Below are 11,637 nucleotides of genomic sequence, written 5' to 3' on the forward strand. Positions count from 1 at the left end.
CGGCGCGGGTCGCGCCGTGGCCTGGCGCCGCGCGGCCTGGACGGCGCGCGACACCTCCGTCGGGTCCATGCCGATCCAGCCGGCGAGGGTGCGGGCGTAGCCGGACTGCATCGACTGATCGCGGATGCCGGCGACGACGGGAGCCGCAGCGCGCAGCGCGCCGACCCGCCCCTCGACGGTCTCGAGGTCGAACTGGTCGAGGCGTCGGCGCACCATGAACTCGTACATGGGCTTGCGGCCCGAGACGAGCATCCGGATCGCATCGTCGCCCCGCTTCAGGCGCAGATCGCACGGGTCGAGGCCGTCCGGAGCGACCGCGACGAAGGTCTGGGCGGCGAAGCGCTGCTCCTCCGCGAAGGCGCGGCTCGCGGCCTTCTGGCCGGCCTCGTCGGGGTCGAACGTGAAGATGACCTCGCCGAGCTGCGTCGTGTCGGCGTTGTCGGTGTCGCCCATCACGCGGCGGATCACCTTGATGTGGTCGACGCCGAACGCCGTGCCGCACGTCGCGACCGCGGTCGTGACGCCCGCGAGGTGGCACGCCATGACGTCGGTGTAGCCCTCGACGACGACGACTTGCTTGCCCTTCGCGATGTCGCGCTTGGCGAGATCAAGACCGTAGAGCACCTGGCTCTTGTGGTAGACCGCCGTCTCCGGGGTGTTGAGGTACTTGGGGCCCTGATCGGACTCGAGCAGCTTCCGCGCGCCGAAGCCGAGCGTCTGCCCCGTGACGTCCTTGATCGGCCAGACGAGCCGGCCGCGGAAGCGGTCGTACGGCGAGCGGTCGCCCTGCCCGACGAGGCCCGCGGCGAGCAGCTCGTCGATCGTGAACCCCTGCTTGAGCAGGTGCCCCGAGAGCGCGTCGTAGGAGTTCGGGGCGAAGCCGATCGAGAATCGCGCCGCGGCGGCGGGGTCGAAGCCGCGCTCGCCGAGGAACGCGCGCGCCGGCTCGGCCGCGGGCGACTGCAGCTGCTCGCGGAAGAACGCCTCCGCCGCCTCGTTCGCGGCGAGGATGCGGCGGCGGCTGCCGCCGTCCTCGCGGGCCTGCCCGCCGTCCTCGTAGGTGAGCGTGTAGTTCAGGCGCTGCGCGAGGCGCTCGACGGCCTCCGAGAACGTGACGTGGTCCATCTTCTGCAGGAAGGAGAAGACGTCGCCGCCCTCGCCGCAGCCGAAGCAGTGGTAGAAGCCGACCTGCGGGCGGACGTGGAAGCTCGGGCTGCGCTCGTCGTGGAAGGGGCACAGGCCCTTCATCGAGCCGATGCCCGCGCCCTTCAGGGTCACGTACTCGCCGACGATCTCGCCGATGTTGGTGCGCGACCTGACCTCATCGATATCGCTGCGTCTGATGAGCCCTGCCACGCGCCCGAGTCTAGGAGACGATGCGTTCCTGCCAGCTCATGGCCGACTGGTCGGTGAGACTCGCCACCTGATCCACAACCACGCGCCGACGGGCGGCGTCGTCGTCGGCCATGCGGAAGTCGTCGGCGAAGCCCGCGTCGAGCAGGGCATCCCCCGCCTGCCACAGGGCGTCGGCGAGCTCGGTCAGCAGCGCGCGCTGGCGGGCGTAGATCGGCTGGCGCGAGTTCGTCGACATGACGTTCGCCGCGACGATGCCCTTGAGCACGGCGATCTCGGCCTGCGTCTCGCGCGGGACGACGACGTTCGCGCCGAATCGCGCGAGCGAGCGGCGGGGATGCGCCTCGCGCGTCGCGTGCACGGCCTCGTGCGCGAATCGGCCGATCAGCTGGCTCGTGAGGTTCTTCAGGCGGGCAAGGTCGCGCCGCGAGCCGTCCCACGAGTCGATCCAGAAGTCGAGGTGGTCGAGCCGGTCGAACGCGGCGATGAGCTCGTCGTGGCCGATCTCGCCGCCGATCCACTCGAACATCGAGTCGACGAGGGCGTCGTGGTCGGCGCGCGCGCTCAGGGCGGGCACGTCGAGGTAGCCGCCGACGATCGCGTCCTCGAAGTCGTGCACGCTGTAGGCGATGTCGTCGCTGAGGTCCATGACCTCCGCCTCGATGCAGCGGACGCGGTCGGGCGCGCCGGCGCGCATCCACTCGAAGGCGGCCGCGTCGTCGTCGTAGAAGCCGAACTTGCTGCGCCCGCTCGGGTCGGGGATGCCCTGCGACTGCGGCCACGGGTACTTCGTGCTCGCGTCGAGGCTCGCGCGCGTGAGGTTGAGGCCGTAGCTGCGCCCGTCGGGGCCGAAGACCTTGGGCTCGATGCGCGTGAGCAGGCGCAGGGTCTGGGCGTTGCCCTCGAAGCCGCCGATGCCCTCGGCCCACGCGTTGAGCGCGCGCTCGCCGTTGTGGCCGAACGGCGGGTGCCCGAGGTCGTGCGCAAGGCACGCCGTGTCGACGACGTCCGGGTCGAGCCCGAGACTCGTGGCGAGCTCACGCCCCACTTGAGCCACCTCCAGGGAGTGCGTGAGGCGGTTGCGGGCGAAGTCGAGGCCGCTCGTCGGGCTCAGCACCTGGGTCTTCGCGGCGAGGCGGCGCAGAGCGCTCGAGTGGAGCAGGCGCCCGCGGTCGCGCGCGAAGTCGCTGCGGCGTGTCGAGTGCTCCTCGGGCAGCCAGCGCTCGGCGTCGCGCGGCGCGTAGCCGGTCCGTCCGCCGGTCTCGTCGCCGGCTTCCGGGCGTGCGTCGGCTTCCGGGCGCGCGTCGGCTTCCGGGCGCGCGTCGGCGACGTCGTGGGGGTGGATGCTCACGCGGGCCTATCCTCCGCTGTTGTGAAGCTCGGCGGCCGCGACGTCGGCGCTCTGCGCGGACGACAGCTCGCGGCTCGCGAGCCAGTTCTCGGGCAGGGCGGGCTTCTTCGGGGTGCCGGCGCGGCCGCGCTGGCCCTCGGCGGGCGCGCCCGGGTACGGCTCGTCGCGATCGAGCTCGCCGAGCAGGTCGTCCATCTGCTGCAGGCTCTCGACGCTCGCGAGGCGCGCCCGCAGCTCGCCGCCGACGGGATAGCCCTTGAAGTACCAGGCGACGTGCTTGCGGATGTCGCGGCACGCCCGGCCCTCGTCGTCGAAGAAGTCGACTAGCAGCTCGGCGTGGCGGCGGAAGGCGTCGCCGACCTCGCCGAGGCTCGGCTGGATGCGCACGTGCCGGCTCTCGAATGCGGCGGCGAGGTCGCCGAAGAGCCACGGGCGGCCGAGGCAGCCGCGCCCGACGACGATGCCGTCGCAGCCGGTCTCGTCGACCATGCGCAGGGCGTCCTCCGCGGACCAGATGTCGCCGTTGCCGAGCACGGGCACGCTCGTGATGGTCTCCTTGAGCTTCCCGATCGCCGACCAGTCGGCGTGGCCCGAGTAGAACTCGGCCGCCGTGCGCGCGTGCAGGGCGATGGCCGCGACGCCCGCGCCCTCGGCGGCCTTCGCCGCCTCGAGGTAGGTGAGGTGATCCGAATCGATGCCCTTGCGCATCTTGACCGTCACGGGGATGTCCCCGGCGGCCTGCACGGTCTGCTCGACGATGCGGCGGAAGTGCTCGAGCTTCCACGGGAGCGCGGCGCCACCGCCCTTCCGGGTGACCTTCGGCACGGGGCATCCGAAGTTCATGTCGATGTGGTCGGCGAGCCCCTCGCCCACGAGGAAGCGCGCCGCCTCCCCCGCCGTGACGGGGTCGACGCTGTAGAGCTGGATGCTGCGCGTCGTCTCCGACTCGTGGTGACGGATGAGCCGCATGCTCTCGGGTGTGCGCTCGACGAGGGCCCGGCTCGTGATCATCTCGCTCACGTAGAGCCCCGCGCCGTACTCGCGGCACAGGCGACGGAAGGCCGTGTTCGTGATGCCCGCCATGGGCGCGAGCACGACGGGGACGCTCAGCGGGATCGGGCCGATGCTGAGCGGCGCGGGCAGGGTGGCGGTCGACATGAGGCCCCTATTCTCCCAGGTCGCGCCCGTGCGCGACGTCAGCGGGCGGTGAGGGCGTGGGCGCGCTCGATGAGACGGACCGTCTCGAGGGCGCTCCGGGCATCCACGGGCATGGGGGCGCCGGTGCGGATGCTCGCCGCGACCTGCTCGTAGAAGGCGGGGTAGCGGCCCGCCTCGGTGGGGACAGGGCTCAGCGGCTCGGCGCCGCCCTCGACGCCGATCAGGCCCCACTCGGACTCGGGCGTCGTGCCGTAGGCCGCATCGCCGGGCCAGGTGCCCTGCTTGAGCGCGGGCTCCTGGCCGTCGAGGCCGTGCACGCTGTACGCGCTCGCGTCGCCGAGCACGCGGAAGCGCGGGCCGCTCTGCGCCGCGACCCGGCTCATCGTGAGGTGGCTGCGGACCCCGGACTCGTGGCGGAGGGAGACGAAGGCGTCGTCCTCGCTGCCGAGGCCCTCGCGGACGGACGTGAGCTCGGCGTGCTCGAGCGTCGCGGGGCCGAAGAGCTCGAGCGCCTGGTCGAGGAGGTGGCTGCCGAGGTCGAAGAGGATGCCGCCGCCCTCGGCGGGCGAGATGCGGCCCTGCCATAGGTCGTGCTTGGGGGCTCCGAAGCGCTCGAAGGTCGACTCGAAGCGGTGGACGCGGCCGAGCGCGCCGCTCTCGACGAGGCGCCGCACCGTGAGGAAGTCGCCGTCGAAGCGGCGGTTCTGGAAGACCGTGAGCGGGCTCGCGCCGTGCGGGCGGCGCGTCGCCGCCGCGTCGGCGGCCGCGATGATCGCCTCCGCATCGGCGACGCTCGGGGCGAAGGGCTTGTCGATCACGACGGCCGCGCCCGCCTGGAGCGCGGCGATCGCCTGCTCGCGGTGCACGTGGGGCGGCGAGGCGAGGATCACGAGGTCGAGCTCGCCCGCTCGAGCCTCGTCGAGGAGCGCCTCGGGCGTCGGCACGACGCGGGCGGTCGGATGCGCGGCGCGGGCCTCGGCGGCGCGCTCGGCGCTGCTCGTCGCGATCGTCATGAGCGCGAAGGCGGGGTTCGTCGCGAGGAAGGGCGCGTGGAAGACGCGGCCCGCGAGCCCGAAGCCGATGATGCCGGTGCGGATCGGGGCGGGGGCCGCGCCGGGGTCGGTCGGGTTGACATCGGTCGTCTCGGGCATGCGACGAGCCTAAGCGCGGTTGACTGTCGTAAGGCGGCCGGTGGCGCTGCCGCGTCAGAGAACGGGAGCGATGGTGAGCGGAGACGACGTGCGTCCGGGGCGCGAGCGCGTGGCCGAGGATGCTGCGGCGCGCGGGCTGCAGGTGGAATTCGTCGAGCGGATGCGGGCGGGGTCTCTCGAGGAGGCCGCGAGCATTCTCGGGATCGCGCCCGCGGACATCCTCAAATCGCTCGTCGTGAAGCGGAGCGACGGGACGTTCCTGTTCGCGCTCGTGCCCGGCGACCGGCAGATCTCGTGGCCGAAGCTGCGCGCGGTCGTCGGGGTCAACAAGCTGCGGCTGCCCGCGCCCGAGGTCGCGCTCGCGGCGACGGGGTACGAGCGCGGGACGATCACTCCGCTCGGGTCGACGACGGCGTGGCCGGTGTACGTCGACGCCGCGGTCGTCGCGACGCCCGGCCGGCGCGTGTCGATGGGCGCGGGTGAGCACGGGTACTCGCTCTTCGTCTCGGCCTCGGAGCTCGTCGCGGCCCTGTCGGCGACTGTCGCCGACATCTCGGAGCCGGTCGCGCCGCGGTAGCGCGCCGCCGGCCCGCGTGACCCGTATCGCGCGCGCGGCCGTCTCCACAATTCAGGAAGTGCGGGTGCGGGGAGTGGCAGATGAGCGCTCCCACGGCGTGTCGGCGAGGGCGCGTGCGCGGATCTCCTGAGTTGTGGAGGCGGGGCCTCCCTCCGAAGGGCGCGGATGCTCGGCGCGAGCTACTCGGCGGGGCGAGCCGGCGCGGGCCGGGCGGGGGCAGCGGCCCCGCTCGGGCCCGGGATCACGCAGGCATCGCCCTCGCAGGCCGCCGCGTCGGGGGCGCCCAGCATCGTGAACGGGGCGAGCGGAGCATCCGCCGTCATCAGCGCGCCTCGGCGCCGCTGCGGGCCTCGGCCGCCTGCGTGAGGGCGGCGAGGAACATCTGCGGGTCCTGCGCTCCGGAGATGCCGTACTTCTCGTCGACGACGTAGAACGGCACGCCCTGGATGCCGTACGCGACGGCCTGCGCCATGTCGGCCTTCACATCACCGAGGTAGGTGTGCTCGGCGAGGGCCTCGCGGGCGGCGTCGGCGTCGAGGCCGACCTCGGCGGCGAGCTCGGCGAGCTCGTCGGCCTTACCGATGTGACGGCCCTCGGTGAAGTAGGCGCGGAGCAGGCGCTCCTTCAGTTCGAGCTGCTTGCCGTGCGCCTTCGCGAAGTGCAGCAGCTCGTGCGCGAGCACCGTGTTCGTCTGGTGGATGTCGTCGTAGTGGTACTCGAGGCCCACCGACTCGGCGATGCCGGAGACGCGGGCGATCATCTGCTGCGCCTGCTCGGGGGTGACTCCCTTGCGCTGGCTGAGGTAGTCGACGGGGGTGCCCTCGAAGTCGACCGGGGTGTCGGGGGCGAGCTCGAAGCTGCGGTAGACGACGTCGACAGCGCCTCCCTGCGCCTCGAAGTCGGCCACGGCCGCCTCGAACTTGCGCTTGCCGATGTAGCACCAGGGGCACTGCACATCGGAGAAGATCTGGACGCTGAGGGGGGTCGTCGAAGTGCTCACCCTGGGGTCAACGTCTCGTGCCGGCCGGTATTCCCCGGGGCCCGTCGGCTCGGTCGGGCGTCGGCCTCCACAATTCAGGAACCGGGCGGAGCGCCGCGTCGAGCGAGGCCCGTCGTTGCTGGGCTGCGCGTTGAGCGACGGCGTGTCGCCGGTCGTCGGAGCGCGGCGACTCCTGAATTGTCGAGACGCACGAGGATTCCGCGCTCGCGCAGCGCGCGCTCGACCGCGGCCTGGACCGTCGGCCAGGCGCCGAAGACGTGGCGGGCGCTCGGGCGGAGGCCGTGCAGCCCCGCGCGCGTGATGGCGAGGTCGCGCGCGCGGTCGAGCTCGAAGGTCTCCCGGTGGTGCTCGTCGCCGTCGACCTCGACCGCGACGGCGCCCTCGACCACGAGGTCGACCCGCTCGAGCGTGCCCGAGTACCGCACCTGCGACTCGACGTGCATGCCCGCGGCCCGCAGCCGTGAGCGGGCCAGGCTCTCGGGCAGCGACTCGCAGCGCTCGTCGGCGCGATCGACGATCCGGCCGAGCGAGCCCAATCGCGCGGCGAGCACTGCTGCGTCGAAGCGATCGAGTCGCCCGCTGCTGCGCGCCCAGTCGAGAGCCGCGATCGCGACCTCGAGCGGCTCGGCTCGGCACACGAGCTCGAGGGCGTCGAGCAGGTCGACGACTCCGGTCGAGGAGCCGCGATCGTGCGCCGGCGCGACCCAGTGCACGACGACGCCGCCGGGACGAGCATCCGCCCACCGCACCTTTCGGCGCCACTGACTGCGCAGGCGGGCGGCATTGCGGGGCACGGCGACATGCAGCGGATGCTCGCCCAGCGCCCAGCATCCGAGTGCGGTGAGGGCGCTCATGCCGGTGAGCCGCCCGCCGACGCGCATCGCGCGGAACCTCGGGTCGCGGAACCTCCACGTCGAGTACCAGCCGCGGCGGGGCCGGTCGAGGGCTCCGGCTCTGAGCGAGCGGCGGAGGTCGTGGTCGGTCGCGCCGAGCTCGAGCAGGCGACGTCGGTCGAGAGCGCCGCCGTGACGGGCGACGAGGGCAGCGGCATCCATGCCCGAAGGATGCCCGGGCAGGGTCGGCTGCGGAGGGCGCGCGCGGACTTTCGGGGGCATCGGTCGCCGGCTCGCCCCTGGTGAGGAGCGGCGGACGGGCGGGCTCCTCCACAACTCAGGAGATCGGGACAGAGGAGCGCCCCTACACGCCGACAGCGGCCCGAAAACACCTGCGCCCGCGCGGCGTCTCCTGAATTGTGGAGATGCCGCGCGGGCGAGGGAGGTGCGGGAGGGTGGGCGGCTACGCGCCGAGGAGCTCGCCGGCCAGGTATGCCTCGAGCCGCTCGAGCGGGATGCGCTCCTGCGCCATGGTGTCGCGCTCGCGCACGGTCACGGCCTGGTCGTCGAGGGTGTCGAAGTCGACCGTGATGCAGAACGGGGTGCCGATCTCGTCCTGACGGCGATAGCGGCGGCCGATCGCTCCGGCGTCGTCGAAGTCGACGTTCCAGTGCTGCCGCAGGCGGTCCGCGAGCTCGCGCGCGACGGGCGACAGCTGCTCGTTGCGGCTGAGCGGAAGAACCGCCGCCTTGACGGGCGCGAGGCGGCGATCGAGGCGCAGCACCGTGCGCTTGTCGACCCCGCCCTTGGTGTTGGGCGCCTCATCCTCTGCGTAGGCGTCGAGGAGGAAGGCCATGAGGGCGCGCGTGAGTCCGAACGCGGGCTCGATGACGTACGGCGTCCAGCGCTCGTTCTTGCCCTGGTCGAAGTACGAGAGGTCGGTGCCCGAGGCCGCGGCGTGCGTCGACAGGTCGAAGTCGGTGCGGTTCGCGACGCCCATGAGCTCGCCCCACTCGCCGCCCGTGAAGCCGAAGCGGTACTCGAGGTCGACCGTGCGCTTGGAGTAGTGCGAGAGCTTCTCGGCCGGGTGCTCGTACTCGCGGATGTTCTCGGGGCTGATGCCGAGGCCCGTGAACCAGGCGAGCGAGAGGTCGATCCAGTACTGGTGCCACTCCTCGTCGGTGCCGGGCTCGACGAAGAACTCGAGCTCCATCTGCTCGAACTCGCGCGTGCGGAAGATGAAGTTGCCCGGCGTGATCTCGTTGCGGAAGCTCTTGCCGATCTGGCCGATGCCGAACGGGGGCTTCATGCGCGCGGCGTTGAGAACGTTGACGAAGTTCACGAAGATGCCCTGCGCGGTCTCGGGGCGCAGGTAGTGCAGGCCGCTCTCGTCGTCGACCGGGCCGAGGAAGGTCTTCAGGAGCCCGGAGAACTCGCGCGGCTCGCTCCACTGGCCGCGGGTGCCGCAGTTGACGCACACGATGTCGGCGAGGCCGTTCTCGGGCTTGCGGCCCTTCTTGGCCTCGAACTCCTCCTCGAGGTGGTCGGCGCGATAGCGCTTGTGGCAGCTGAGGCACTCGACGAGCGGGTCGCTGAAGACCTCGACGTGGCCGGAGGCCTCCCACACGCGCTTGGGCAGGATGACGCTCGAGTCGAGCCCGACGACGTCGTGCCGGCTCTGCACCATGGTCTTCCACCACTGGCGCTTGATGTTTTCCTTCAGCTCCACGCCGAGGGGTCCGTAATCCCACGCCGAGCGCGACCCGCCGTAGATCTCACCGGCCTGGAAGACGAAGCCGCGCCGCTTGGCGAGGGAGATGACGGAATCCAGACGGGTGGGGGCTGCCACGGTGGGGGTCTCCTAGAGATCGCGCCGAGCTGGATGCCCGGCGGCTGTCGCACGAAGTCCCCAGTCTACTGAGGGGCGGGCTTGTCGACCGCGCCGCCGAAGCGGCGGTCGCGCCCCGCGTACGCCTCGATCGCCCCCCACAGGTGCCGCCGCCGGAAGTCGGGCCACAGCGTGTCGAGGAACACCATCTCGGCGTAGGCGCTCTGCCAGAGCAGGAAGTTGCTCGTGCGCTGCTCCCCGCTCGAGCGCACGAAGAGGTCGACGTCGGGCAGCTCGGGGGCGTAGAGGTGCTTCGCGATCGTGCGCTCGGTGACGCGATCGGGGGCGAGGCGGCCGGCCGCGACATCCGCGGCGATCGCGCGCACCGCATCCACCAGCTCGATGCGGCCGCCGTAGTTGACGCACATGGTGAGCGTGAGGCCGGTGTTGTCGGCGGTGCGGCGCTCGGCCTCCTCGAGCTCGGAGATCACGCTGCGCCACAGCTTCGGGCGGCGGCCGGCCCAGCGGATGCGCACGTTCCAGGCGTCGAGCTGGTCGCGGCGGCGGCGCAGCACCTCGCGGTTGAAGCCCATGAGGAAGCGGACCTCGTCGGGGCTGCGGCTCCAGTTCTCGGTGCTGAACGCGTAGACGCTCAGGTGCGTGACGCCGATCTGGATGGCGCCGGCGACGACGTCGAGCAGGCTCGCCTCGCCCGCGCGGTGGCCCTCGATGCGCGTGAGGCCCTGCAGGTTGGCCCAGCGACCGTTGCCGTCCATGACGATCGCGACGTGCTTCGGGACGGCGCCTCTCGACAATTCAGGAGGATGCTCGCCCGTCCAGTCGATCGGACGCAGCGGCTCGGCCTCGGCGGCGCGCCGTGCCGCCCGGCTCTGGCGCGGAATTCCGGGGCTGCGGGGCTCTCGGCTCACGCGGGGGCTCCGATCGTCGGCGTGTCGTGCGGGGCGCTCCGGGGCGCCGATTCCTGAATTGTGGAGGCGGGCGGGGCGGGCGTCGTTGTCGGCGGATGCTGCGCCGGGGCCTCGGCGGGCGCCGCCGCCGCGCGACTCGAGGTCGGAGCGGTCGCCGCCTGGCGGTCGACGTGGGGCAGGCTGCGCAGCCCGCGCTCGAGATGGAACTGCGTGTAGGCGGCGATGATGCCGCTCGCCTGGTTGCGCGCGCGCTCGTCGGACGCGTCGGCGGTGGCCCAGTCGCCCGTGAGGAGGGCCGCGAGCAGCGCGAGAGCCTCCGGGCTCACGCGCGGAGACCCGGGCGGGGCGACGTCGGCGGCGACCATGCCTCCGAGCTGGACCACGAAATGGCTGTGGGGGCCGGGCGCGCCGGTCACGGCGCAGTCGCCGAAGCTCGGCGCCCATCCGGCGATCGACAGCGCGCGCAGCAGGTACGAGTCGAGGGTCAGGCTCGGGGCGTGCTCGCGGCGGGCGAGCGAGCGGAGGGCGCCGACGAGGAGGAGGTACTGCTGGACTCCCCCGCCGTCGTCGTCGGTGACCTTGTCGGCGGTCTCGACCATGACGCTCGCGGCCGTGTAGCTGCCGTAGTCGTCGCTGATCTCGGCGCCGTAGCTGCCGAGCGACTCGGCCTGCTGCACGATGTCGAGGCTACGGCCGACGTAGAGCTGCACGTCGGCGACCATGAACGGCTCGAGGCGGCTGCCGAAACGACTGCCGGTGCGCCGCACGCCCTTCGCGACGGCGCGGATCTTGCCGTGGTGCCGGCTCAGCATCGTCACGATGCGGTCGGCTTCGCCCAGCTTGTGGGTGCGCAGCACGACGGCTTCGTCACGGTAGGTGGGCACGCTCCAGTATCGCGCGCGGGGCGGCGCGGGGGCTGGGGGCCTCGCCGGGCGCGGCGGGATCGGGACGGCGCGTCGGCAGCGAGGGTGGGGCCTCCACAATTCAGGAGACCGAGCATCCGACGCCTGCTACGACACGCCGAGCGCCCGCGCCGATGCGGCGAGCTCGGTCGCGGCGCGCGTCCACTCCTCCTGAGTTGTGGAGGCGCCGCCGGTGAAGCGGATCGCGGTGCGGGCCTCCTCGGGGGTGACGCCCATCGCGAGGAGGACGGGCGACGGCTCGTCGCGGCCGGCCGCGCACGCCGAGCCGCTCGAGGCGATGATGCCGCGCTCGTCGAGGGCGATGAGCAGGGGCTCGCCTCCGATGCGCGGGACGATGAACGACGCGTGCGCGGGCAGACGCTCGGTCGGATGCCCGGTGAGGGTCGCGCCGGGAACGCTCGCGATCACGTCGGCGACGAAGCGGTCGCGGCGCGCGGCGACGTCGGCGACGAGCTGCCCGGCCGGCTGCCCGGCCGGCGCGCCGCTGCCGCGCCGCTCCTCCTCGGCGAGCTCGAGCGCCACCGCCAGCCCCAC

General features: G+C 72.6%; 11 protein-coding genes. 1 reads left to right on the forward strand and 10 read right to left on the reverse strand.

Annotated features, from left to right (window positions below; translation table 11 throughout):
- The 4 genes from dnaG to Q7T15_RS03585 form a co-directional block, all read right to left on the reverse strand.
- Nucleotides 1–1,356, reverse strand: a 1,356-nt coding sequence (dnaG, locus tag Q7T15_RS03570; protein WP_304693348.1) for a DNA primase, incomplete at its 3' end; no start/stop codon positions are given.
- Between the two features lie 10 nt (nucleotides 1,357–1,366).
- Nucleotides 1,367–2,704 carry a deoxyguanosinetriphosphate triphosphohydrolase gene (locus Q7T15_RS03575; RefSeq protein WP_304693350.1) on the reverse strand — a complete coding sequence of 446 codons (1,338 nt, stop codon included), beginning with the start codon at nucleotides 2,702–2,704 and terminating at the stop codon, nucleotides 1,367–1,369.
- Nucleotides 2,705–2,710: 6 nt separating this feature from the next.
- Complete coding sequence (gene dusB / locus Q7T15_RS03580) at nucleotides 2,711–3,862, reverse strand: tRNA dihydrouridine synthase DusB (RefSeq protein WP_304693352.1); 1,152 nt, start codon at nucleotides 3,860–3,862, stop codon at nucleotides 2,711–2,713.
- Between the two features lie 38 nt (nucleotides 3,863–3,900).
- Nucleotides 3,901–5,013 (reverse strand): Gfo/Idh/MocA family oxidoreductase, encoded by a 1,113-nt coding sequence (locus Q7T15_RS03585; protein ID WP_304693354.1) that lies wholly within the window; start codon nucleotides 5,011–5,013, stop codon nucleotides 3,901–3,903.
- Nucleotides 5,014–5,083: 70 nt separating this feature from the next.
- Between Q7T15_RS03585 and Q7T15_RS03590 the strand changes: the two genes are divergently transcribed.
- Nucleotides 5,084–5,590 (forward strand): aminoacyl-tRNA deacylase, encoded by a 507-nt coding sequence (locus tag Q7T15_RS03590; protein ID WP_304693356.1) that lies wholly within the window; start codon nucleotides 5,084–5,086, stop codon nucleotides 5,588–5,590.
- A gap of 322 nt (nucleotides 5,591–5,912) precedes the next feature.
- Here the strand turns inward: Q7T15_RS03590 and Q7T15_RS03595 are convergent, their stop codons facing one another.
- The 6 genes from Q7T15_RS03595 to Q7T15_RS03620 form a co-directional block, all read right to left on the reverse strand.
- Entirely contained in the window at nucleotides 5,913–6,590 is a 678-nt protein-coding gene (locus Q7T15_RS03595; RefSeq protein WP_304693358.1) for a DsbA family protein, read from the reverse strand.
- Nucleotides 6,591–6,664: 74 nt separating this feature from the next.
- Nucleotides 6,665–7,645, reverse strand: a complete 981-nt coding sequence (locus tag Q7T15_RS03600) for a hypothetical protein (protein WP_304693360.1) — start codon at nucleotides 7,643–7,645, stop codon at nucleotides 6,665–6,667.
- A gap of 241 nt (nucleotides 7,646–7,886) precedes the next feature.
- A complete protein-coding gene (locus Q7T15_RS03605; RefSeq protein WP_304693362.1) occupies nucleotides 7,887–9,272 on the reverse strand; it encodes a glycine--tRNA ligase in 1,386 nt (461 codons plus the stop codon).
- A gap of 65 nt (nucleotides 9,273–9,337) precedes the next feature.
- Nucleotides 9,338–10,153 carry an isoprenyl transferase gene (locus Q7T15_RS03610; protein ID WP_370689086.1) on the reverse strand — a complete coding sequence of 272 codons (816 nt, stop codon included), beginning with the start codon at nucleotides 10,151–10,153 and terminating at the stop codon, nucleotides 9,338–9,340.
- A 23-nt stretch (nucleotides 10,154–10,176) separates the two neighbouring features.
- The gene (gene recO, locus Q7T15_RS03615; protein ID WP_304693364.1) at nucleotides 10,177–11,064 is read right to left on the reverse strand and encodes a DNA repair protein RecO; all 888 of its coding nucleotides are present in this window, start codon (nucleotides 11,062–11,064) and stop codon (nucleotides 10,177–10,179) included.
- Between the two features lie 126 nt (nucleotides 11,065–11,190).
- Nucleotides 11,191–11,637 (reverse strand): aminotransferase class V-fold PLP-dependent enzyme (locus tag Q7T15_RS03620; RefSeq protein ID WP_304693366.1); only part of this gene is annotated, 447 nt, incomplete at its 5' end.

Origin of the sequence: Microcella sp., from assembly GCF_030645145.1 — a bacterium.
GTDB lineage: Bacteria > Actinomycetota > Actinomycetes > Actinomycetales > Microbacteriaceae > Microcella.

Excerpts from the sequence above, each read along its gene's own strand:
- dusB (WP_304693352.1), bottom strand. The coding sequence starts at position 3,862 with ATGTCGACCGCCACCCTGCCCGCGCCGCTCAGCATCGGCCCGATCCCG.
- Q7T15_RS03585 (WP_304693354.1), bottom strand. The coding sequence starts at position 5,013 with ATGCCCGAGACGACCGATGTCAACCCGACCGACCCCGGCGCGGCCCCC.
- Q7T15_RS03590 (WP_304693356.1), top strand. The coding sequence starts at position 5,084 with ATGGTGAGCGGAGACGACGTGCGTCCGGGGCGCGAGCGCGTGGCCGAG.
- Q7T15_RS03600 (WP_304693360.1), bottom strand. The coding sequence starts at position 7,645 with ATGGATGCCGCTGCCCTCGTCGCCCGTCACGGCGGCGCTCTCGACCGA.